The sequence below is a fragment of the Streptomyces sp. Ag109_O5-1 genome, from assembly GCF_003814875.1.
In the GTDB taxonomy this organism is placed as follows: domain Bacteria; phylum Actinomycetota; class Actinomycetes; order Streptomycetales; family Streptomycetaceae; genus Streptomyces; species Streptomyces sasae.
In genome coordinates, this window is record NZ_RKQF01000001.1 from 2855590 (window position 1) to 2878207 (window position 22618).

General features: G+C 71.1%; 20 protein-coding genes and 1 pseudogene. 9 read left to right on the top strand and 12 right to left on the bottom strand.

The features are described 5' to 3' along the window. Positions 1 to 11: 11 nt before the first annotated feature. Positions 12 to 2684 (bottom strand): HAD-IC family P-type ATPase, encoded by a 2673-nt coding sequence (locus EDD90_RS12790; protein WP_123973133.1) that lies wholly within the window; start codon positions 2682 to 2684, stop codon positions 12 to 14. Further along, positions 2674 to 3036 carry a metalloregulator ArsR/SmtB family transcription factor gene (locus EDD90_RS12795; protein ID WP_123973134.1) on the bottom strand — a complete coding sequence of 121 codons (363 nt, stop codon included), beginning with the start codon at positions 3034 to 3036 and terminating at the stop codon, positions 2674 to 2676. Before EDD90_RS12795 ends, EDD90_RS12790 begins: the two co-directional genes overlap by 11 nt. 150 nt (positions 3037 to 3186) lie before the next feature. On the opposite strand from EDD90_RS12795, the gene EDD90_RS12800 reads away from it, so the two are divergent. Continuing rightward, positions 3187 to 3642 (top strand): tellurite resistance TerB family protein, encoded by a 456-nt coding sequence (locus EDD90_RS12800; protein ID WP_123973135.1) that lies wholly within the window; start codon positions 3187 to 3189, stop codon positions 3640 to 3642. 25 nt (positions 3643 to 3667) lie between these two features. On the opposite strand, the gene EDD90_RS12805 is transcribed toward EDD90_RS12800, so the two are convergent. From EDD90_RS12805 to EDD90_RS12815, 3 genes are all read right to left on the bottom strand, one after another. Next, entirely contained in the window at positions 3668 to 3895 is a 228-nt protein-coding gene (locus EDD90_RS12805; protein ID WP_185149061.1) for a hypothetical protein, read from the bottom strand. Positions 3896 to 3992: 97 nt separating this feature from the next. After that, positions 3993 to 5477 carry an aromatic amino acid lyase gene (locus tag EDD90_RS12810; RefSeq protein WP_123973136.1) on the bottom strand — a complete coding sequence of 495 codons (1485 nt, stop codon included), beginning with the start codon at positions 5475 to 5477 and terminating at the stop codon, positions 3993 to 3995. Positions 5478 to 5501: 24 nt separating this feature from the next. Continuing rightward, positions 5502 to 6467 (bottom strand): ABC transporter substrate-binding protein, encoded by a 966-nt coding sequence (locus EDD90_RS12815; protein WP_123973137.1) that lies wholly within the window; start codon positions 6465 to 6467, stop codon positions 5502 to 5504. A gap of 319 nt (positions 6468 to 6786) precedes the next feature. On the opposite strand from EDD90_RS12815, the gene EDD90_RS12820 reads away from it, so the two are divergent. Genes EDD90_RS12820 through EDD90_RS12835 form a run of 4 tightly spaced genes read left to right on the top strand, consistent with a single transcriptional unit; the run spans position 6787 to position 10789 of the window. Next, entirely contained in the window at positions 6787 to 9282 is a 2496-nt protein-coding gene (locus tag EDD90_RS12820; protein WP_123973138.1) for a sensor histidine kinase, read from the top strand. Next, the gene (locus tag EDD90_RS12825) at positions 9279 to 9755 is read left to right on the top strand and encodes a roadblock/LC7 domain-containing protein (RefSeq protein ID WP_123973139.1); all 477 of its coding nucleotides are present in this window, start codon (positions 9279 to 9281) and stop codon (positions 9753 to 9755) included. Before EDD90_RS12820 ends, EDD90_RS12825 begins: the two co-directional genes overlap by 4 nt. A 34-nt stretch (positions 9756 to 9789) precedes the next feature. Beyond that, positions 9790 to 10206 carry a DUF742 domain-containing protein gene (locus tag EDD90_RS12830; RefSeq protein WP_123973140.1) on the top strand — a complete coding sequence of 139 codons (417 nt, stop codon included), beginning with the start codon at positions 9790 to 9792 and terminating at the stop codon, positions 10204 to 10206. Further along, complete coding sequence (locus tag EDD90_RS12835; protein WP_123973141.1) at positions 10193 to 10789, top strand: ATP/GTP-binding protein; 597 nt, start codon at positions 10193 to 10195, stop codon at positions 10787 to 10789. Before EDD90_RS12830 ends, EDD90_RS12835 begins: the two co-directional genes overlap by 14 nt. Positions 10790 to 10882: 93 nt before the next feature. On the opposite strand, the gene EDD90_RS12840 is transcribed toward EDD90_RS12835, so the two are convergent. From EDD90_RS12840 to EDD90_RS12855, 4 genes are all read right to left on the bottom strand, one after another. Further along, positions 10883 to 11548, bottom strand: a complete 666-nt coding sequence (locus EDD90_RS12840; protein WP_123973142.1) for an ABC transporter permease — start codon at positions 11546 to 11548, stop codon at positions 10883 to 10885. Then, the gene (locus EDD90_RS12845) at positions 11545 to 12195 is read right to left on the bottom strand and encodes an ABC transporter permease (RefSeq protein WP_123973143.1); all 651 of its coding nucleotides are present in this window, start codon (positions 12193 to 12195) and stop codon (positions 11545 to 11547) included. The genes EDD90_RS12840 and EDD90_RS12845 overlap by 4 nt, the downstream gene beginning before the upstream one ends. Further along, the gene (locus tag EDD90_RS12850; RefSeq protein ID WP_185149062.1) at positions 12192 to 13322 is read right to left on the bottom strand and encodes an ABC transporter ATP-binding protein; all 1131 of its coding nucleotides are present in this window, start codon (positions 13320 to 13322) and stop codon (positions 12192 to 12194) included. Before EDD90_RS12850 ends, EDD90_RS12845 begins: the two co-directional genes overlap by 4 nt. Before the next feature lie 153 nt (positions 13323 to 13475). Further along, entirely contained in the window at positions 13476 to 16124 is a 2649-nt protein-coding gene (locus EDD90_RS12855) for an ATP/GTP-binding protein (RefSeq protein WP_123973144.1), read from the bottom strand. Between the two features lie 402 nt (positions 16125 to 16526). On the opposite strand from EDD90_RS12855, the gene EDD90_RS12860 reads away from it, so the two are divergent. Beyond that, complete coding sequence (locus EDD90_RS12860) at positions 16527 to 16802, top strand: hypothetical protein (RefSeq protein WP_123973145.1); 276 nt, start codon at positions 16527 to 16529, stop codon at positions 16800 to 16802. Here EDD90_RS12860 and EDD90_RS12865 read toward each other — a convergent pair. Then, positions 16795 to 17553 carry a zeta toxin family protein gene (locus EDD90_RS12865; protein WP_123973146.1) on the bottom strand — a complete coding sequence of 253 codons (759 nt, stop codon included), beginning with the start codon at positions 17551 to 17553 and terminating at the stop codon, positions 16795 to 16797. The two genes, EDD90_RS12860 and EDD90_RS12865, sit on opposite strands and share 8 nt — an antisense overlap. Positions 17554 to 18020: 467 nt before the next feature. Here EDD90_RS12865 and EDD90_RS58560 point away from each other — a divergent pair. The 3 genes and pseudogenes from EDD90_RS58560 to EDD90_RS12875 all read left to right on the top strand — a co-directional run. Further along, a pseudogene (locus tag EDD90_RS58560) lies at positions 18021 to 18416 on the top strand (glycosyltransferase); the annotation flags it as partial. 160 nt (positions 18417 to 18576) lie between these two features. Next, a complete protein-coding gene (locus EDD90_RS58565) occupies positions 18577 to 18903 on the top strand; it encodes a hypothetical protein (RefSeq protein WP_311737285.1) in 327 nt (108 codons plus the stop codon). Continuing rightward, positions 18900 to 21104, top strand: coding sequence for a glycosyltransferase family 39 protein (locus tag EDD90_RS12875; RefSeq protein WP_123973147.1), 2205 nt, complete (start codon positions 18900 to 18902; stop codon positions 21102 to 21104). Before EDD90_RS58565 ends, EDD90_RS12875 begins: the two co-directional genes overlap by 4 nt. A gap of 63 nt (positions 21105 to 21167) precedes the next feature. Here EDD90_RS12875 and EDD90_RS12880 read toward each other — a convergent pair whose 3' ends face one another. Continuing rightward, entirely contained in the window at positions 21168 to 21890 is a 723-nt protein-coding gene (locus EDD90_RS12880) for an FAD:protein FMN transferase (protein ID WP_123973148.1), read from the bottom strand. Between the two features lie 2 nt (positions 21891 to 21892). Continuing rightward, positions 21893 to 22618, bottom strand: a complete 726-nt coding sequence (locus tag EDD90_RS12885) for an FMN-binding protein (protein WP_123973149.1) — start codon at positions 22616 to 22618, stop codon at positions 21893 to 21895.

A 22618-nucleotide genomic window follows, 5' to 3' on the forward strand; every position in this document is an offset into this window, starting at 1 on the left:
GGCCACGGCTGTCAGCGCTGACGGCGGCCGTGTCGTGCCCGCAGCGCCCGCAGCGCCAGGGTGTACAGCCCCAGGACGGCGGCAAGCAGCAGATGACAGGCGGGCGGCAGCCCGGTCATGCCCAGGGCCGCGCCCAGCGGGCTGGGCGGGAGCAGCAGGCCGACGGCGGCAAGTGCGGTGGCGGCCCGGCCGATGGGGCCTGGGCGGGTGCCGCCGCGCAGCAGGAACATCACCAGGGCCTGGGTGAGAAGGTTCTCGGTGAACCAGGCCGAGTGGAAGACGGCCTCGTCGTTCAGGGCGTCCGGGCCGTGCAGCGCCAGGGCGAGGACGCCGAAGGTCGCGAGGTCGGCGATCGCGTTGAGTACGCCGAAGCCGGTGATGAATCGCAGGAAGGCGCGTGGCCGCAGCACGGTCGGGCGGCGCAGTGCCGCCGGGCCGGGGCGGTCGTGGGCGAAGGCGAGTTGGGCGGCGTCGAAGCAGAGGTTCTGGGTGAGCACCTGGGCCGGCAGCATCGGCAGAAAGGGCAGGAGCAGGCCGGCGGAGAGCATCGCGAGGATGTTGCCGAGGTTGGAGGAGAGCGTGACGCGGAGATAGGTGGCGATGTTGGCGCTGCTGCGCCGGCCGGCCGTGACGGCGTGCCCGATCGCGCCGAGGTCCTTCTCGGCGAGCACGACGTCGGCGGTCTCACGGGCGAGGTCCACGGCGGTGCGGGGGGCGATGCCCACGTCGGCCGCGCGCAACGCGGGAATGTCGTTGACCCCGTCACCGAGGAACCCGACGGTGTGCCCGGCGGCACGCAGCCCGGCGACGATCCGGGCCTTGTCCTCGGGAGTGCACCGGGCGACGACGGTGGGCACCTGGACCGGGCCGACGCCCTCCGGCCCGGCGCCCTCCAACCCCGACACGCTTCCGGCCCGCCCGGCACCGCCCAACCCGGCACCGGCCCACCTGGCGTCGGCCCGCCCGGCACCAGCGCCCGCACCGGCACCCGCACCCGCCGCCTCTTCCACCCCCCGCCGCAGCACGTCCGCCGCCGTCTCCACCTCGACGGTCCCCAACCCCAGATCGCGGCAGGCCCGTGCGGCCGTGGCCGGGTGGTCGCCGGTCAGGATCCGGACGGTGATGCCGAGGTCGGTCAGGCCGCGCAGCGCCTCGGCGGCGCCGGGAGCGAGGGCGTCGCGGAAGGTGAGCAGACCTCGGAAGGTGAGGCCGTGCTCGTCGGCGGCGGTGTAGGGGCGGGTGCGGGCGGGGCGTTCGGCGGTGGCGACGGCGAGGACGCGCAGGCCGGCGTCGGCCTCGCGGGCGGCGAGGGCGAGCAGGCGCTCGCGTTCGGCGGGGTCCAGGTCGCAGCGGTCGAGTACGTCCTCGGCTGCGCCCTTGGTGACCAGTGCATGGGTGCCGAGGGCCGTGCCGGTGACGACGGCGGTCGCGGTGCGCCGCTCGGGGTCGAAGGGAACGGCGCCGACGCCGTCGTACTCCTCCCCCACCGGCCCGGCCGCCGCGAGCAGGGCCTCGTCGAGGGCGTCGGGAGCGGGCAGTTCGGCGAGCTGGAGGGTCCACCAGGCGCCGACGGCTGCCCAGCGCAGCACCTCGGGATCGTCCTCGCCGTCGGGTCCGAGCGCGCGTTCGACGACGGGGCGGTCCTGGGTGAGGGTGCCGGTCTTGTCGAGGCAGAGCACATCGGCCGCGCCCAGGTCGTGCAGCGCGGGCAGCCGTCGTACGACGACCCGGTGGGCGCGAGCCAGCAGGGCGGCGCCCCGTGCCAGGCAGGTGGTGACGATCACCGGGAGCATCTCGGGGGTGAGCCCGACGGCGACCGCGACCGCGAACGGCAGCGTCTCCAGGCCGCGGCCGCGCAGGGCGGCGTTGGACATCAGGACCAGCGGCGGGGTGAGCAGCATGAACCGGATGAGCACCCAGGAGATGCCGTGCACGGACCGGTCGAAGGCACTCGCCTCCCGCCGCCCGCCCGACTCGCCCTGTACGGCGGCGAACCGGGTCCGCTCCCCCGTCGCCACCACGACCGCCGTGGCACTGCCCGAGGCCACCCCGCTGCCCTGGAAGCAGAGGTACGGCTCGTCGAAGGGGCCGCGGTCCGCGGGTTCGGGAACTTCGGAAACCTCGGGAACATCGACGGCTGCCTTGGCCACGGGCGCCGACTCACCGGTGAGCACGGCCTGGTGCACGGTCAGCCCACGGGCGCGCAGGAGTCGTACGTCGGCCGGGACCAGGTCGCCGGGGCCCAGCCGTACGACATCGCCCGGGACCAGCTCGCCGACCGGGACCTCACGGGCCTGCGGCTCCGCGTCCTCCTGGCCGCGGCGCAGCACGGTGGCGGTGCCGGCGACCAGTTCGCGCAGGGCCGCCAGCGAGCGGTCGGCGCGGTGTTCACCGGCGGCGCGCAGCCCGCAGCTGACCGCGACCAGGGCGAGGATCACGACAGCCGTGCCCCAGGAGGCGACGAGGGCGGAGACCAGGCCCAGGGCGAGAAGGACGGCGGTGAAGGGGTCGCGCAGGGCGCGGGCACAGCGACGCGGCCAGGAGGCGTTGTGCGGGTGGGGCGCGGTGTTCTCGCCGGCGTCGGCGAGCCGGGCCGCGGCCTCGGACTCGGTCAGCCCGCGCGGTCCCGTGTCCAGCCGGCGCAGCACCTGCAGCGAGGTGGCGGCCCCCCGCTCAGAGGCCACGGAGCCGGCGGGGGGCCGGAAGCTCGGCGCCGGTGGTACGGGCGGCGAGGCGGTCGACGAGAAGTCGTACGACGTCGACGACGTCCGGGTCGTCCACCAGGTACACCTGGCGGCGGCCCTCCCGGCGGGAGCGGACGAGGCCGGCGAGTTTGAGCTTGGTGAGGTGCTGGCTGACGGCGGGCAGCGCGCCGCCGACCCGCTCGGCGAGGCCGGTGACATCGCTCTCGCCCTGAGCCAGGGCCCAGACAATATGCAGCCGGGCGGGCGAGGCGAGCAGTCCGAAGGACGCGGCCGCTTCCGTGAGTACGTCCACGGAGGGGTCCTCGTAGCCGCTGCCGGGCCCTGTCGCCACCGTCGTACTCCTCCTGTCCCCACGTCCGAGGGACCCGTCCCGATCGAAGGCACCAGTCTAGGGCGCGGGAACTTATCGGCCGCCGCATCAGTTTCTACGTTGTTGTAGAAGTTGTTTTCTGGCAAGCACAGATGAGATCGAGGAGTTCGCATGGCCCTGTGGGACCGCATCAAGGATTCCGCGACGCAGATGCAGACCCAGCTCGTGGCAAAGAAGAACGACCTGAAGAGCGGTGCGTTCCGCGACGCGAGCATGGCGATGTGCGCGCTCGTGGCGGCCGCCGACGGCAGCATCGACCCGGCGGAGCGGCAGCGGGTCGCCCAGCTCATCGCCACCAACGAGGTGTTGCAGAACTTCCCGGCGGACGACCTGCGCCGCCGTTTCGAGGAGAACCTGAACAAACTGACCACCGATTTCGCCTTCGGCAAGGTGAGCGTGCTCCAGGAGATCGCCAAGGCGAAGAAGAAGCCGGCCGAGGCGCGTGCCGTCATCCAGATCGGCATCGTGATCGGCGGCGCGGACGGCGACTTCGACAAGACGGAGCAGGCCGTGGTGCGCGAGGCGTGCTACACGCTGGACCTGCCGCCGCACGAGTTCGACCTCTGACCGGCGCCACCGGGACGAGGACGTCTCACATCCGTCGGCCGTCCGGGTAGGTACTGCCCAGGACGGCCACGCCCAGTGTCGCCCCCAGTTGCTGTACGGCGTTCAGCGCTCCCGCCGCCGAGCCGGCCTCCTGGGGGCGCAACGGCTTCAGGACCAGGCCGTACGGCATCATGCGGCGCCGGGCACCGCGCCGGCCCGACAGCCAGGACGACACCGCGAGCCCGATCGACCACGGTGTGTGTGACGGAATCACACGCGTTGAGTGGTGGCTGCGGGTGAGTGGGGGCTGGTCGCGCCCACGCGGCGGAGCCGCATATCGATAGAGCCCCGCGCCCCTTGCGGGGCGCTGTTCACAGGTCGGCCAGGAGTGGCAGCAACTCCACCGCCGTCGCCACGTCCCCCGTCAAGGCCCGGTCCTCCATGTCCGTCGGCAGCGCGGCCGCCGCCGCCTCGAAAGCCGGGATCCTCGGCCGCACCGGTGCCAGTCTCAACGCCCGTACCGCCACCACCAGTTCGCACGCCAGGACCACGCCGTACGCCTCGGTCGCCCGTTCCGTCTGGCTTGCCGCCTGGCCCGCGAAGCTTGCCGCTTCCTCCAGGCCGTGGGAGAGGACGGTGTGGCCGGCCGATGCCGGGGTTGCGCTCGAACGGATCTCGGCCAGAGCCGAGTTGGCCGTGTACTCCAGGATCATCGTGCCCGAGCTGCTCGCTGGGCCCGCGGTCAGGAAGGGCGGGAGGCCCGTGAGGTCGGCGCGGCTCAGGGCCTGGAGGCGGGCCACGGAGAGCTGGGCGGTCTGGAGGACGGCGAGGTCGAGGCCGTCCAGGGCCAGTGCGAGCGGTGCCGCGAAGAAGCCGCCGTGGTGGTAGACGTTGCCGTCGGGGGCCAGCACGGGGTTCTCCGTGGGGCAGTTGATCTCCGTCTCGATGATGTGGCGCAGGGCGTCGGCCGCTTCGAGGGTTGCCCCGTGGACCTGCGGGAAGGCACGGAAGCCGTAGGGGTCCTGGATGCGGCGGCCGGTGGTGAGGGGCCGGTCGGGGATCGCGAGCAGGCGTCGTATCTCCGCCGCCACCCGGGCCGGGCCGGGGTACGGGCGCAGGGCGTGCACCTCGGCTGCGTAGGCCTCGGGGGATCCGGAGACGGCGGCCAGGGAGAGTGCGGCCACCGCGTGCGTCGCCCGCAGGAGGACGTCCAGGTCGTGGCAGGCCAGTGCGGCCCGGCCCAGTACCAGGGCGTTGCTGCTCAGCAACGCCAGCGAGTCGCCGGGGCGGAGGGCAACGGGGGTGGGCAGTTCGGCGTCGGGGGACGCCGTGAGCCAGGGGCGTTCGCCGATCAGGGTCAGTCCGGTCTGGGCCAGGGCCGTCAGATCGCCGGTGCCCACACCGCCGTACGCGTTGACCGCGGGGTGCACACCGAGGCGGAGGGCTTCGGCGAGCGCCGTGACGAAGGACGGATGGATGCCGGAGCCGGCGGCGAGGAGCTGGTTGGCCCGGACCGCCATCAACGCGCGGGCCTGGCGGGGCGGGAGCAGGGGGCCGGCACCGCCGGCGTGGCTGCGCAGCAGGCGCAGAGTGTGGCCGGCCGCGTCGGACGGGTCGACGGTGACGGAGCGGTGGGCGCCGACGCCCGTGCCGCGGCCGTACCAATGCCCCTGTGAGGCGATGTCGTTGGCGGTCTCATGGGCGCGACGGACCCGGTCGAGCGCCTCGGGCGGTACGACCGGGTCGGCAACAGCGTCGGCGAGCCGGACGAGTCCGGTCAGGCCGAGGCCGTTGCCGTCGAGTACGACCGAGGAGTGCGGGGGCACCTGTCTCGGTACGTCGGTGGCGCTGTCCAAGGGAGAAGGGGAGCCAGACGCCGGTCAGCTGCTGAGGCCGACCTTCTTCAGCCAGGCCTGGGCGACGTCCAGCGGGTCCTTGTTGCCCGACTGCACCTGGGTGTCCAGGTCCAGCAGGGCCGCCGTGTCCAGCTTGGCGGAGACGGCGTTGAGGGCGTCGGTGGCCGTCTGGTTCAGGGCGCTCTTGTAGACCAGGGGCTGGACGTTCTCGAAGCCGAAGAGGTTCTCCGGGTCCTGGAGGACGACGAACTTCTCCTTGGTGATGGTCGGGTCCGTGCTGAAGATGTCGGCGGCCTGCACCGCGTTCTTCGTCAGCGCGGCCTCGGTGAGCGCGCCGCCCGCGTCCAGCGCCTTGAAGGACTTGAAGTCCAGGCCGTACACGGACTTGAGGCCGACCAGGCCCTGCTGGCGGGTCTGGAACTCCGGCGAGGCGCCGATGGCCAGGTCCTTGGCGATGCTCTTGAGGTCGGCGATGGAGGACTTCTCGGTGAGCTTGTACTTGGCCGCGGTCGCCGCGTTGACCGTCACCGTGTCCTTGTCCTGCGCGGCCGCCGGGTCGAGCAGCGTCAGCTTGGAGTCGAGCTTGGCCTCGACGGCCTTGGTGGTCTCCTCGACGCTCTTCGGGGTGGCCTTGGGGTCGAGGTAGGCGAGCAGGGCGCCGTTGTACTCCGGCAGGACCGAGATCGTGCCGTTCTTGAGCAGCCCGTAGGTGGTCTCGCGGCTGCCGATGTTCGGCTTGTAAGTGACCTTGATCCCCTTGGCCTTGAGTGCTTCGCCGTAGATGTCGGCGATCAGGTTGCTCTCGGCGAAGTTGTTGGAGCCGACGACGACGGTGTCGCCGCTCGCCTTGCCGCCCGACAGCGGATCGGACTTGCTGTTGTCGGAGGATGAGGAACAGCCCGCCAGCAGGGCCGTCGTCGCGGCGAGCGCGACGGCCGTCACGCCTCGGTATGTCCGGATTGACCTGCTGGGAAGGGTGTTGGAAGTCACGGTTGCCGTTCCGGGAGCTGAGGGAAGGGTGGGGGTGTTGCAAACCAGTCCCGACGATCCAATCCAGCCCGTTCTTGGTCAGTCAAGTGTCGCCGGGTCACCGATTGGCTTCGATCCGTGGCCAGTTGTGGACTCTGCAGGGTCTTTTTGTAACGGATTCTTGATAAACACCGAGCGGAATCGCGCTTCAAGAACGCTGTAGTCTCACCGCAGTTGATATCGGTCACAGCGGTGCACGGGGCCCGCTACTCGGTGTCGTTCCGCAACAGCTAGGGGTGAAGACGCCCCCCAGACCAGACACCCTCATGAAGGAGGCCCGGTGTCCACGAACCAGGTGGACGCGCCCGTCCGGTCCGCCCCCGCACGGGGCGGGATACGGGCATTCGCCGACCGTTGGCCCTTCCGGCGCAAGCTCAACCTGCTGGTCGGTGTGCCGCTCGCCGTCATCGCCGTACTGCTGGCGTATGTCTTCACCGACCTGTTGCAGCAGTCCAGCAGCGCCGAGTCCGCGGCGCAGATGGTCCGGGACAGCACGCAGGTGGCGCGGCTGGTGGACAAGGTGGAGCAGGAGCACCAGCAGGCGATCCTGTTGTCCGCGCGGTACGAGTCCGGGTACTCCAAGCCCTCACAGCAGGCCTACCGCGCGGCGCAGGAAGTGGTGAACTCGCAGGCCCAGGCGGTGCGTGACGCATTCGGCGACCGACTGCCGGACACCGAGGCGGCCGCCCTGCGGCAGATCGAGGGCCTGTCCAGCCTGCGAGAGTCCGTCGAGCAGTCCTATCTGCCGGCCGACAACATCGACCCGGCGTACGCCAACGCTGCCAACGACCTGATCGACGGCCTCGGCCTGGACCGCAACTCCAACCTCGCCTCCACCTTCATCGGCAGCCTGCTGGACTCGCTGCTGCGCGCGGACGCGGCCCACGGCGCCTTCGAGACCAACGTGCTCGCGGCCAGCACCGGGGACACCAACGCGCTGATCGAGTTCACCAACGCGGTCGGCGCCTACGACCTCTACCAGCACCAGGCCGCCCGCTTCGCGCGGTTCGCGACCGAGGCACAGGCGCAGGAGCTGGAAGGGATCGAGCACACCACGGCGCAGGTCGACATCGAGACGTCCTACGCCGAGTTGCAGGTCGACCCCGGCAAGCTGGAGGCCGGCAGCAAGGACGAGATCCGGCAGGCGGTCAAGGACGCGCTGTCCGACTACCCCGACTACCCTCAGCAGGCCGCCGACCGGCTGCAGATCACCACCTCGCTGATCGGCCAGATCTCCGACCAGGCCGACGCCGCCGACCGGGCCGCCGAGTCGCGGGCGATCCTGCTGCTCAGCGGTGCGCTGCTCGGCTTCGTCCTGTGGATCGCCCTCTCGGTGCTGGTGCGCCGCTCCGTGATCCGCCCGGTGCAGGCCATGACCGGGGTCGCGCACGAGGTCGCCGAGGTGGCGGGCCGCGAACTCGCCCGGGTCGCCGACGACGACACCGAGGACGACAGCCCGCCCCGGCTGCGGGAGATGCCGGTCACCGCCCGCGACGAGATCGGCGACCTCGCCGAGGCGTTCAACCAGGTGCAGACCACGGCCGCGGCGCTCCTGGAACGCCAGGTGCTCAGCCGTCGCAACACCGCCGAGATGTTCGGCAACGTCGGCCGCCGCGTCAGCAACCTGACTACCCGTCAGCTCGCCTTCATCGACGCGGTGGAGCGGGCCGAGACCGACCCGGCGCTCCTGGAACGCCTCTACTCCATCGACCACATCGCCGTCCGCCTGCGCCGCAACGCCGACAGCCTGATGCTGCTGGCCGGCATCCGCGAGACCGTGCTGGCCGCCGGCCCGACGCCGGTGTCCAACGTGGTCCGGGCCGCGCTCGGCCAGATCGAGGGCTACCAGCGGGTACGGCTGTACGCCGGCACGGACGCCATGATCGAGCCGGACATCATCGGCGACCTCACCCTGATGGTGGCCGAACTCCTCGAGAACGCGGTGTCGTTCTCGCCGGCGGGCAGCCCCGTCGAGGTGACCGTGCGGTCCAGCGACGCGGGTGCGCACATCGTTGTCACCGACCACGGTCTGGGCATGAGCGCGGAGCGGCTGGCCGAGGAGAACGCCCGGCTGATCCGCCGTGAGCGCCTCGACCTGGTGCCGACCAAGGTGCTCGGTCTGTTCGTGGTGGGTGCGCTGGCCCGGCGGTGGGAGATCGGCGTCGAGCTGACCCGGACCCCGGGCGGCGGCGTGACCGTCGAAGTGACGCTGCCCACCCGGCTGTTGCTGACGATGAGCGCGGTGGCCGACACCGCCGGCACCCCGCTCGCCGTGGAGCCGACGGCAGTGGCGGCGCTGGCAGCGCCCGCCGAGAAGGCCGAGCAGGCCGGGCGGACCGGGCCGACCTGGGCCACCTCGGTGCAGCCCGCCGACGAGCCCGACGGTCCGCTCCCACGCAGGCTGCCGCGCCGCGATCCGGCCGTCGAGACCGAGGATCCGACCGAGGAGACGGCCGCGCTGATCCCGGCCGCCCGCTCCGGCGAACCCCCGGCCGGTCCCCTGGACTCCGACTCCGCCGACGGGACCCGCCCGCTGCGGCGCCGGGTACGCGGCGCGACCCTTCGCACCACCGTCGGCGCCGCCCAGGCCCTTTCCCAGGCGCCTCGCACCCGCGACGCCGAGGCCGAGCGGGACGCGCTGGACGAGTTCGAGGCAGCGGTGGAGCGTGCCAGGCGCGACAGCGACACCGGAAGCCACGAGCGGCCTCGGCCGCGCATCGACTCCCTGCACCCCCCGCAGGACCAGAACCACCTTCCGGAAGGAGCCGAGCAGTGAGCACGTCGACAGGTGACACCCCGACGGGCGGCGTCACGCCGACCGACCTGCAGGCGGCCGCAGCCGACTTCACCTGGCTGCTGAACCGCTTCGCGACCGAGACCGCCGGTGTGGTCGACGCGATCGCCGTGTCCTCCGACGGTCTGTTGATCGCCGTGTCGGAACTGCGTGAGCGCGCCCACTCCGAACGGCTGGCCGCGATCGTCTCCGGCATCACCAGCCTGGCTGCCGGCGCCTCCGGCAACTACGGCCTGGGCGGCCTCAACAAGGTCATCATCGACCTGGAGGGCGGCCATGTGATCGTCTCCGCGATCGGCAACGGCGCCGTGCTCGGCGTGGTCGCCGACAACGAGGCCAAGCTCGGCAACATCGCCTACGAGATGACGCTGTTCGCCAACCGCGCCGGTACGGCTCTCAGCCCGCAGCTCGTGCTGGAACTGAAGAACAGCGTCGGCGTCCCGCAGACGCGCTGACCGGCGGCGCCGGTCGAGAGAGGAAGACACAGCCATGGCGGACGGCTTCCCGCCCCCGGGCCCGGACCCGGTCGGCCCCGCCCCCGCCGTACGGCCGTTCCTGGTCACCGCCGGCCGGGTGGCGGACAGCGCCTCCGGCCCGGCGATGCCCGTCGAGACCCAGGTGGTGGCCACCACCGCCGGGCTCGCCGTGCTGGACCGGCTCTCCTTCGAGCAGCACGACATCGTCGCCGCGTGCCGGATTCCGCAGTCGCTCGCGGAACTGGCCGCCCGGCTGCGGCTGCACCTGAACGTGGTCCGGGTACTGGCCGAAGACCTGCGCGAGGCGGGGCAGTTGACCGTGCACGTGCCCGACTTCGAGGCCACCCACGACTCGTCCGTCCTGCGCAGGGTTATCGATGGCCTGCGGGCCATCCCCGACTCCCGAGGGGTACTCCGTGACACCGACTGACTCGCTGACCCGGGGCACCGGGCGTACGGCCGTACGGCCGCCGCTGCCGGTGAAGATGGTCATCGCGGGCGGTTTCGGCGTGGGCAAGACCACCGCCGTCGGCTCGATCTCGGAGATCGAGCCGCTGACCACCGAGGCCTCGATCACCGAGGTCGCGGCGGGGGTGGACGACCTCTCGCTCACCCCGCGCAAGACGACCACGACCGTGGCGATGGACTTCGGCTGCATCACCATCGACCCGACGCTGAAGCTGTACCTGTTCGGCACACCCGGGCAGGAACGGTTCGGCTTCATGTGGGACGACATCGTCGAAGGGGCGCTCGGCGGTCTGGTGATCGTTGACACGCGTCGCCTGGACGACTGCTACGCCGCGGTCGACTACTTCGAGCACAAGGGGATTCCGTTCGCCGTCGCGATCAATGCGTTCGACGGGAAGGTCGAGCACACACTGGACGAGGTCCGGTGGGCGCTGGACGTTGCCGAGGGGACGCCGCTGGTCGTCTTCGACGCGCGTGAACGGGGTTCTGTGCGGGATGCGCTGCTTGTCGTGCTGGAACTGGCGCTGGCGCGTAATGGGGGGTAGTTCGGCGGGTGGGGAACGGTCCGCCGCGTGAGGCTGGTCGCACCCACGCGGCGGAGCCGCATATCGATACAGCCCCGCGCCCCTGACGGGACGCTATCCCCCGCGTACTCCGGGGGAGACCGTCAGTCTCTGTACCACCCAGAAGATCCCCAGGGTGGCCAGGGCCATGGCCGCCACCAGCGTGGCGCCGCCCACCACCTTCTCGTAGTTCTTCTGGTAGAGGCCGTCGATGATGTAGCGGCCCAGGCCGCCCAGGCTGACGTATGCCGCGATCGTCGCCGTCGACACGATCTGGATGGCCGCCGAGCGCAGGCCGCTGAGGATCAGTGGGAGCGCTACCGGGAGTTCCACCTGGAAGAGGACGCGTGACTCCGGCATGCCCATGCCCCGCGCCGCGTCCACCGGGGACGGGTCGACCGAGCGCATTGCCTCGTACGTCGTGACCAGGATCGGCGGTACGGCGAGGATCACCAGCGGGATCATCACCGGCAGCATGCCGAAGCCGAGCCAGATGAACATCAGGACCAGCAGGCCGAAGCTGGGCAGGGCCCGGCCGGCCGTGGCGATCAGGGCGAGGGTGTTGCCGCCGCGGCCGTAGTGACCGGTGATCAGCCCGATGGGCAGACCGATGAGAGCCGCGTAGGCGAGGGCTTTCAGGGAGTACTGGATGTGCTCCCAGACCCTGGTGGGGATGCCGTCGTAGCCGTGCCAGTGGGAACTGTCGCTGAAGAAGGCGTGGATGAAGTTGAGGACGTTCACCGGGTGCTCTCCTTCGGCATCCAGGGCGTCAGCACACGGCGTACGAGAACGAGGAGGGCGTCGGCCAGGATCGCCAACACGGCTGTGGTCACGACCGAGTTCACGGCCAGCTCTGGGCGGTGGTAGATGTTCGCGTCGTTGAGCAGGTTGCCGAGGGCGCCCTGGTTGCCGATCAGCATGCCGACGCTGACCAGCGAGATGCTGGAGACGGTGGCCACGCGCAGACCCGCGATGATGGCGGGGACGGCGATCGGCAACTGGACCTGGAAGTAACGGCGTACGGGGCTGAGGCCCATCGCGGTCGCGGCGGCGAGGGTCGCCGCCGGGACCGAGCGGACGCCGTCCACGATGGCCGGGACCAGCACCACGAGGCTGTAGACCGCGAGCGGGATCATCACCGTCGTCTCGGTCTGGCCCGTGTAGTCGATGAGGACCACGAAGAAGGCCAGGGACGGGATGGCGTAGAGGATCGTGGTCACGCCGAGCACCGGAGGGTAGAGCCAGCGGAAGCGCACGCAGAGCTGGGCGATGGGGAGCGAGACCAGAAGGCCGGCCAGTACGGGGATGAGGGCCTCGCGGAGGTGGAGGCCGATCAGTCCGAAGTAGGTGTTCTGGAGGTCGCTCGGGATGTCGAAGAAGCCGCTCATCCCCCGACCTTCGCGTCGTCGCGGCCCTCGGCGTGGGCGGTGCGGATCGCGGCGCCGATGACCTGCTGCGATACGACACCGATCGCGCGGCCCTCGCCGTCCACGGCCACCGCCCAGCCGGTCGGCGAGAGCACCGAGCCGTCGAGGGCGGCACGCAGCGAGTCCTTGCCGGGCACGAAGGGGCGCCCGTACGGGAGCAGTTGCGCCGGATCGATCGAACCGGCGGTCAGGGCACGCGGCTCGCCCCAGCCGAGGGGCCTGCCGTCCAGGTCCGTCACGAGGAGATAGGGAGCGTCGGCGGAGGTGCGGGCGCCGAGCTTGGCGGCGTCCGCGTCGACCGGGACGATCGGGGACCGCTGCAACTCCAGTGCGGTGGACGGGAAGAAGGAGAGCCGCCGGATGCCGCGGTCGGCGCCGAGGAAGTCCTCGACGAAGGCGTCGGCGGGGTCGGTGAGCAGTTCGGCGGGCGGGGCGTACTGGGCGAGGTGACCGCCGGTGCGCATCACGGCGACCATCGTGCCGAGCTTGATCGCCTCGTCGATGTCATGGGTGACGAAGACGATCGTCTTGCCCAACTCGCCTTGAATGCGCAGGAGTTCGTCCTGGAGGCCCTTGCGGACCACGGGGTCGACGGCGGAGAACGGCTCGTCCATCAGAAGCACCGGCGGGTCGGCGGCGAGCGCCCGGGCCACGCCGACGCGCTGCTGCTGGCCACCGGAGAGCTGGTAGGGGTAGCGCTTGGCGAGGGACGAGTCGAGCCCCACCCGCTCCATCAGCTCGGCCGCCCTGGAGCGCGCCTTCTGCTTGCTCCAGCCGAGCAGCCTGGGCACGGTGGCGATGTTGTCGATGATCGTGCGGTGCTGGAAGAGACCGGCGTTCTGGATGACGTAACCCATGGACCGGCGCAGCGTGTTGACCGGCTGGGCGTGGATGTCGGCGCCGTCGAGGAGGATGCGGCCCTCGGTGGGCTCGACCATCCGGTTGATCATCCGAAGGGTCGTCGTCTTGCCGCAGCCGGAGGGGCCGACGAAGACGGTGATCGAGCGATCCGGTATCTCCAGGGAGAGCCGGTCGACGGCGACCGTACCGTCCGGGTACCGCTTGGTGACTGAATCTATCCGTATCAAAACGCCGAATACCCTTCGGGTTTGGCATAAAGTGCCCAGTTTTCGACCACGGTCGCCGTGGTACAGGCTGTTGCGGGGAGAGTCTAGACCGGAAGTGTTTCAGCGCTTTGGCGGCTGACTGATCCTCTTCAGTTTGTGATCTACCGGCCGCCGTCAGCCGCGCCGGACCGTGGCCAGGGTGCGCCAGCGGGTCCGGGTGACGTCCTCTCCGTCCACCCACCGCGCCCTGCCGTGGGAAGGGGCGGGCGGTTCGAGGCCCGCCATGAAGCACACCAGGTCCGGATAGTAGGCGTAGTCCGGGCCCGGGCTGAGGTCCCGCAGCCGTGCGACGGCCGCTTGGGCCTGCACCCGCTCGTCCAGGACCGCGTGGTGGAACCCGAGGGCGAGTTCGAGGGTGAGCCGGGCGGCGGTGATGCCTGCGACCCCGGCCTCGGCGCGCAGCACGTCGGCGCGGTCGGCCACCTCGGCGCCCGGGGTACCGGCGACCCGGACGAGGGCGGCGATACGTGCGGTGAGCCGGGTGGCACGCAGATCGAGGCCGGCCAGCAACTGCTGGGCCAGATCCAACTCGTCCGCGGCGGCCGCCGGGTCTGCGAAGGCCAGCACGAAGGCCCGCTGGGTCTGGGCGGTGGCGCGTTCGCCGGCCACGGCGTGCCGCTCGGCCTCGTCCCGCGCCGCCGCGTACGCCGCGGCGGCCCGCGCCATGTCGCCCTGCACCCACCAGACGTCACCGAGCACCCGGTGGTGCCGTCCGGCCCAGCCCAGGGTGGCGGCGGCGCTCAGCGCGGTCGGGAAGTCCCCGGCCAGCCGGGCCAGATGGGCGAGGCCCCGCCGGGCGGCCGGGGCGAGCCGGCCGCCGCCCTCGGCGACGGCCCGCATACCGCTGCGCGAGTCCTGCGAACGGCCCAGGTCGCGCTCGGCCTTGGCCCGGTAGTACACGGCCATGTCCCGTAACTCAGGAGGCAGCAGACCCGATTCGACGACCGCCGTGAGCCTGGCCACGGTGCGCTCCCGGTGCTCGTGCTGACGGCGGGCGAGCGTGCTCAGGGTCTCCACCAGGGCGTCGGCCGCCGTACGCAGCGGGGCCGGCGGGCCCCCGGCCGGAGCGGGCGGGGCGAGCGGCTCCCACACGGAGTCCCCGACGTAGCTCCAGGCCGCGTCGGCCAGCCAGCCGAGCCCGAGGCCGAAGTCGCGGGCGAGGCGCAGTCCCTGGCGCAGACAGTTGACGAGCCGGTCGCGGTCCCCCGCGGGAGCCGCCGCCCAGCGTTCCCCGACGGACTCGAAGGCCCGCTCGGCGGCCCGTCGCCAGTCCCGAGCCGACCAGCGGTCGTCCGCCTGGTCGTCCGCCGTTCGGATGGTGGAACGGATCACCTCGTGCAGATGGTACGGCCAGACGGCGTGCGGATCCGTGTGGACGAACGGCCGCTCGACCAGACGCAGGGCGGCCGCCTCGTAGGTCATCCCGGCGGCGCTGGCGGCCAGGGCGACGTCGAAGTTGTCGAGGAGCGAGACCGAGCGCAGCACATGCCGTTCGTCCGGTGTGAGGTCGCTGAGGGTGCGGCTGATGAGGGCCGGGAAGGCGACGTCGAAGTCAGCGGGGCGGGGGTCGCGCCCGGTACGGCGGATGGCGAGGAACCGCTGGACGGCCAGGTCGAGATGGAGCGGCAGTCCGTGCGACCGGGCGGTCATCACCGCCCTGATCTCCGGTGCGAGGACCGGGCGGCCGTCGCGGGTCAGGCGCCGGGCCAGGTAGCCGTCGCAGTCCTCGGGCGAGAAGTCCCCGATCAGGACCTGCCGGGCGGGCCCGTGACCGGGTCCGCTGGGCTCGGCGAGGCCCGGCCAGGCGGCGGGGCCGGTCCAGTCGAGCTGGCCGTGCAGTGCCTCCTCGGCCCACTGGAGGCGGCTGCGTCCGGTGATGACGAAGAAGGCGTTGGGCATCAGCCAGACGACCCGTTGCAGCAGCCGTTCCAGATCGCGGTGGACGCGGTCGCCGACGTCCTCGAACGTGTCGAGCAGGATCACCGGCAGCACCGCCCGGCCCGGTGGCAGCCGGGCGATCTCCCAGGCCAGCAGGTGCGCGTAGTAGGAGAGGGCGTCCAGGTCCGGCTCGGCCTCCAGCAGGTCGGCGAGCCGGGCACAGCCCGCGAGGGCGCGTACGGCGGCCCGGTGGTCGCGCAGGGCGCGGATCAGGATGCTGGAGACCTGCCCTACCACCGCGCCGACCGTGCCCGGCAGCAGCAGGGCCTGGGCGACGTCGTTGAGCGCGGACTGCATCTGCTCCGGGACCGCCTTGCCGAACCGCCGGCCGAGGCCGCCGCGGCGCAGGAACTCCTCCAGCGGCTCGCCCGGGTGGACCTGCTCCCAGTAGCGGCGCAGCGCCAGGTCGAAGGCGGGCAGCGGGCGGCCCAGTTCGGCGAGGGCGAGACGGATGGTGAGGATCACCCGTTCGAAGTCCGTGCCCGCCGAACGGGCGAGGTCGATACGGACGGGGAGGACCCGGGCGTTCACCCGGACGGGCTCGCCCCACTGGGCGGGCCGGTGCTCGGCGTGTGCGAGGGCGGCCTCGACCGTCCGGGACAGCGTGGACTTCCCGATGCCTCCGATGCCGTGGAAGACGAGGACGTTGTCGCGGGGTGCCTCCAGGTCCTCCACGTCGAAGCCGGGTGCCGCGAGGGCGCGCGCGTGCGCGGCAAGGGCGGCGGTGACGGCCGCCCACTGCTCCTGGCGGTTGGTGAAGTGTTCCTCGACCTGGATTCCCCGATCGTTCGAACCGAACAGCGCACGAAGATCCCGTCCGCCCACGACACCCCCCGGATATACCAGAAGGTTAGGTAAAGGCGCGCAGGGTGACCATTGCGGAATCAGCCATTCCATGAGAATCCCGCGTGTTCCCGAAGGTCTACGAGTGTCCCTCGCGATCCATGCCCCCTAAGCTGGGCAACCACGGAACGGGGGCGCAGCACAGGCCTCTCCATGCCCCGGCTCCCCCACCTTCGGACAGGGAGAGAAACGGTGTGGTCGACCACCAGGCATGCGGGCCGGCAGTTCGGCGGGAGTGACGCCGAGCGAAGTCCCACGCCGTTCCGTCATCTGTGGAACGCCGCATTCGGAACGCTGCGGAAACGCCGGACCGCGGAGGTCGGGAAAGCGGACGTCCATAGAACGGCCCTGTCGTCCGATGCGGAAATCCGGCAGCGCACGGCCGTGAACGATACCTACAACCCCGACGCCCTCGGGCATGCGGCGGCCCTGGAATGCGTACGACTGGTCATCGCCTGGTACAACAGGGCGATCCATCTCGAAAGATACGCCCTGCCGCCCGACCCCATGCGGCTGGGCGAGCTGTTGACGGAACGCCAGAAGTGCCTGGCCGAACGGAAATACCTCGACGAGGCCACCCCTGAGCAGGCCGACCGCATGGCACAGGACTACAGCGCTCTGTTCCGGGAGCTGACCCGCCGGAATCCGGAACTCAGTTGACCGATGTGATCAGCGGTGCGGCCAGTCCGGCGATCTCGCGCCACTCCTCGGCGTACTGGGGCAGCTGCCGGTGCAGCAGTCCCTGGTTCGCGACGAAACGCGCCGCCTCCTCGGTGCTGTAAGGCCGCCGCCACTCGCCCTCCATGGTCGCGACGGCCCCGCCCGCCGGCCGCCCCGCGTCGCCGCGCTCGCTGCGGTGGAGCACCGTACCGTCGCGTCGTACCACCCGGAGTGCGTGCACCGCCGACTCCCGCTCAACCGCCGCCACGACCTCGGGGAGCGCCTCGAAGCACGCATCGTGCCCGGCGGTCTCGGTGAACCGGGCATGCGTCGGATTCTTGCGGAGCACCCGCGCATAGCGCAGCCCGATGCCCTGCCGGCTGTCCGCCTCGCGTACGGCGAGCACCACGAGTTCCACCCGGTAGTGCGCGGCACGGAAAGCGGCGACCTCCCCGAGGAAACACCGGATGGGGAACCTCGGGCTGATCTCGATCACGAGATGGCCCGCCATCTCGCGTATCCCGGCGACCACCCGCGCCTGCCACTCCTGGTAGACGGACCGGACCAGGGTGCCGGCGGTGCGCGGATTGTCCTTCAGGGCCGGCAGATAACGGGGATCGTTGATCTTGAAGTCGTCGCCCGAGATCCGCGTCGCCTTCTCCAGGCCGTCCGACACCAGGTGGCGGTTCTCGGATTTCCCGGCCCCGGGCTGCCCCATGACATAGACCACGACGGGAGCCGCCTGCGACACGACGTGTTCGTAACAGGGCCAGATGAGTTGGGTGAAAATCCACTCTCTGTCGTCCTGCGACAGATCGTCGAGAGTCAAGGGCGTCCCGATCTGTGACTCATGGGCGGAGCGGCGAGGCGCACCATCAGGCTATCCGTCTTTCACCTGATCCCCAGCAGCCTCAGGAACATCTTGCGATGCGCACAGCCAGGACCGCAATGGTTGTCGTGAGTCATTCGCATACGGAACATCGACGCGCACTACCCGAGCGAGTGAACAAGAATCACCATTTCCGCTCGGAAAGCGAATTGAGTGTGTCTCAGATCGCTTCCACCAGCGCGCGACCGCCCGGCTGCGGCTCGGTTCCGGCCCGGTACCTGGGACTCCGTCCGGTGCCCACTGTGCGGAACCTGTGAGTTCCCTGATTCTCATTCTTCGCTCAGTGAAGCCTCACGACCGCCCCAGACAGGGGTCCGATCGTCATGGTCATGAACGAAACGAACGCGGGAGGCGTCCGGCGACGGTCGGTCGAGATCGTGGTGCCGGTCTACAACGAGGCACACGTCCTCGCCGACAGCATCGGCCGTCTCCACTCATACCTCGAAGAGTCCTTCCCGTTCCCGTTCCGCATCACGATCGCGGACAACGCGAGCACGGACGCCACCTGGACGGTGGCGACCGGCCTGACCCTGCGCCTGCCGCACGTGCACGCACGGCGGCTGGAGCGGAAGGGCCGGGGCCGCGCCCTGAAGCACGTGTGGAGCCGCTCCACCGCGGACGTCGTCGCCTATATGGACGTCGACCTCTCGACGGGTCTCGAAGGCTTCCTGCCCCTGGTCGCGCCTCTCCTGTCCGGGCACAGCGACCTCGCCATCGGCAGCCGGCTGCACCGGCAGTCGGCCGTGGTGCGCGGCCCGAAGCGGGAGTTCATCTCACGCTCCTACAACCTGCTCCTCAAGGCAGGGCTCGGGGCCCTCCCCCACTCTCGGCTGCGCTCGAGCGGGGGGGACCCCCACCTCGGACGCGCAGTGCGGCTTCAAGGCCGTGCGCACCGAGGTCTTCCGCGCCCTCGCCCCGCACATCGAGGACACCGCCTGGTTCTTCGACACCGAACTGCTCGTGCTCTCCCAGCGCAACGGGCTGCGCGTCCACGAGGTCCCGGTCGACTGGGTCGACGACCCCGACAGCCGGGTCGACATCGTCCACACGGCCGTCGACGACCTCAAGGGCATCGGCCGCATGTTCCGGGCCACCGTCACCGGCCGCACCCGCATCAACGCCGTACCCCGCCGCACCACCGTCCCCCAGAACGTCACGGCCCTGCCCACCGCGGCAGCCACCGCCGTCGAGCCCATGGAGTACGCGTCATGACGACCCTCGCCCCGCCGCCCGCCCCGGCCCAGGAAGGCCGGCACCGGGCCGGCGCCCCGCCGGTCTCCCGCGCCAGAAGGCTGTTCATGGGCGCCCCCGAGGACCCGCGCTGGGCCCGCCCGGCCCTGTGGGCGATCCTGCTCCTGGCCACCGCCCTGTACGCCTGGAACCTCTCCTCCCTCACCGGCAACACCTTCTACGACGCGGCGGTCTACTCCGGCACCAAGAGCTGGAAGGCGTTCTTCTTCGGCGCCCTGGACTCCGGCAGCTTCATCACCGTGGACAAGCCCCCCTTCGCACTGTGGGTGATGGGCCTGTCCGCCCGCGCCTTCGGCTACGGCACCTGGCAGTTGATGCTGCCGATGGTGGCCGTCGGTACCGGCTCGGTCGCCCTGCTGTACCGCCTCGTCAAGCGGGACTTCGGGGTCGTCGCGGGCACGATCGCCGCGCTGGTGCTGACGCTCACGCCCATCACGGTCGCCATCAACCGGGACACCAACCCCGACCCGATCCTGGTCTTCCTGATGCTGCTCGGCGCGGCCGCGCTGCTGAAGGCCGTGCGCACGGGCAGGTTGCTGCCGCTGGTCTGGTCGGCGGTCGCGATCGGGTTCGCGTTCAACACCAAGATGATGCAGGCGTACGTCGTGCTGCCCGCGTTCTTCCTGGTCTACCTGTGGGCCACGGACCTGTCGCTGGGCAGGCGCATCCGCAACCTCGCCGTCGGCACGGCCGCCCTCGTCGTGAGCAGTGCCTGGTGGATGGTGGTCGTCGACCTGATCCCGGCCTCCTCGCGGCCCTACATCGGCGGCTCCACCGACAACACCGTGTGGGACCTGGTCATCGGCTACAACGGCTTCGGCCGGATCTTCGGTGCGAGTTCCTCGGTGGGCTCGGCCGGCAACGGCGCCAGCTTCGGCGGCAGCGCGGGCCTGTACCGGATGTTCAACGACATCATGGGCGGCCAGATCTCCTGGCTGATCCCGTTCGCCGCGATCGCCCTCGCCGGCGGACTGGTGCTGCGCGGCCGGGCGCCGCGCACCGACGCCAGGCGGGCCGCGCTGATGCTGTGGGGCGGCTGGTTCGTCCTGCACTTCCTGACCTTCTCCCTTGCCGAGGGCACCTTCCACCCGTACTACGTCACCGCCATGGCGCCGGGGATCGCCGCCCTGGCCGGCGCGGGCGGGGTCATGCTGTACAAGGCCTTCCGGGAAGGCTCCGCCGCCATGGGGGTCCCCCCGCGCGAGCGTATTCGAGCGTGCGGGAGGAGCTGGGCGCTCCCGGCGGCCGTCGCGGCCAGCACGGTCTGGGCGGTCGTCCTGCTCCAGCGGGTCTCCGGCTCCGGCACGGTGTACACGGTCGCCGAGGTGGTGACCGGTCTGGCCGGTGCGCTCGCGGTGACCGGGCTGCTGGTCGGGCGGTTCATGAAGCGGCAGAAGCTGATGGGCTTCGCGGCGCTGGCGGCGATCGTCGCCCTGCTGGCCGGCCCGGCCGCCTACTCCGTCTCGGCGGCCACGACCGCGAGCACCAACGGCACCAACCCGACGGCCGGGCCCAGCACCGGCGGCGGCATGGGCGGTATGGGCGGCGGCGGCCAGCGCCCGAGCGGCAGCGCGCCGAACGGGACCAAGAGCGGCAGCGGGAGCGCCCCGAGCGGCGGCTTCCCCGGCGGCTCCAGCTCCAGCTCCAGCGGTCAGTCGATGGGCCAGCCGCCGTCCGGCACCAGTTCCCCCTCGTCCGGCAAGTCCACGAGCGACGCCGGTCAGATGGGCGGAGGCGGCGGCATGGGCGGCGGTTCCCAGGTCACCTCCGAGATGATCACGTACCTCAAGAAGCACCAGGACGGCGCCACCTGGCTGGTTGCCGTGGCCACCGACCAGACGGCCTCCTCGATCATCCTGGAGTCCGGCCGGCCCGTCATCTCCATGGGCGGCTGGTCCGGCAGCGACAACGCGATGACCCTCGCCAAGCTCAAGAGCCTGGTGAAGGCCGGCAAGCTGCACTACATCATCGTCAGCAGCGACGGCGGCCAGGGCACCAACTCGGAGATCGCCGCCTGGGTCAAGAAGCACGGCACGGCGGTCAAGTCCTCGGCATACAGCAGCAGTTCGAGCTCGTCGACCTCGACGTCATCGACCTCGACCTCGGCCTCGGCCTCGACCAGCAGCGGCCTGTACCGCCTGGACGCCTCCGACGTCAGCTGATCCCCGTCCCGAACGAGAAGGCGGGCCGCCAGGAGCGGCCCGCCTTCTCATGCGTTTGCGAGGTCACGCGGCGACCGGCAACCCCGCCGTCCGCAGTACGGCCCGCTCCGCGTCCACCACGAACACCTCGCAGCCCGGGCGGGCCGCCGCCCATGCGGCGCCCTCCGTGCCCATCGCGAAGGCGGCCGTCGCCGCGGAGTCTGCCTCCGTCAGGGTCGGGGCGACGACGGTGACGCTGAGCAGGCCGGTCGCCGGGCGGCCGGTGCGGCCGTCGACGATGTGGTCCCCCCGCTCGTAGCGGCCGGAGGTCGCGACCGCCCCGTCCGTGATCTCCAGCACCAGGCACAGCTGATCGGCCTGTTCGGGGTGGCGTACCCCCACCCGCCAGGGTCCGCCGGCCACGACCACGTCGCCCCCGGCGTTCAGGCAGAACCGCTTCGCCCCGGCCGCCGACAGCAGTTCCGCCGCCCGCTGCACCGACCAGCCCTTGACCACCGCGCACGGATCGAGCCCCCGGCCCGGCAGCCGTACGTCGAACGCGCCACCGGTCGCCAGCCGGTACTCCTCGCACAGCGCGAGCACCTCGGTGAGGTCCGGGCTCAGCTCGGACTCGGAGAGTTCACCCCGGTCCAGCCGGGAGACCTCGCTGTCCGGCCGGAAGGGGCTGAACCGCTCGTCCACCTCACGCAGCCATGCGAAGGCGGTGTCCGCGGCCTCCTCGAAGTCCCCCTCGTCGTCGATACGGAGCGAGACCGGGAAGCCCATGACGTGTTCGACTCGGTGCATGATCAGCCCTTCGCGTCGATCGCGGCCTGGAGGGACTCCTTGTAGCCGTCACTGGTGATCGTCGCGCCGGACACGGTGTCGATGTCCGCGCTCTGTGCCTTCAGTGTCGCAGCGATGAGCACGGGCACGGCGGCCGTGGTCTGCGGGTGGTCCGGCTGCTGGAGCATCTTCACCGCGGTGATCTTGTCACCGGAGAAGGTCACCTGGACCTGGACACGGCCCTTGTCGGTGTTCACCGTCGAACCGGCGACCACCTTCGAGGCGGCGGAAGCCGAGGCAGAAGCCGAGGCAGAAGCCGAGGCAGAAGCAGAAGGTGACGCGGACGCCGACTTCGCGTTGTTGTCCATCGCCGCCTGGAGCGACTTCTTGTACGCATCGCTGGTGATCGTCGCACCCGACACCGTGTCGATGTCCGCGCTCTGCGCCTTCAGCGTCTCCGAGATCAGCACCGGCACGGCGGCCGTCGTCTGCGGGTGGTTCGGCTGCTGGAGCATCTTCACCGCGGTGATCTTGTCACCGGAGAAGGTCACCTGGACCTGGACGGGACCCTTGTCCGTGGTGATGGTCGTGCCCTTGACGACCGTGCCCGAGGCGGCGGTCGTGGAGGCGGAGGGGGTCGTGGCCGGCTCGGCCGTGGAGGACGTCGTACCGCCGATCGACGGCTCGTAGCGCCAGACGGGGATGAGGCCCGCGATGCTCAGGGCGACGACAGGTATGGCTCGCTTCAC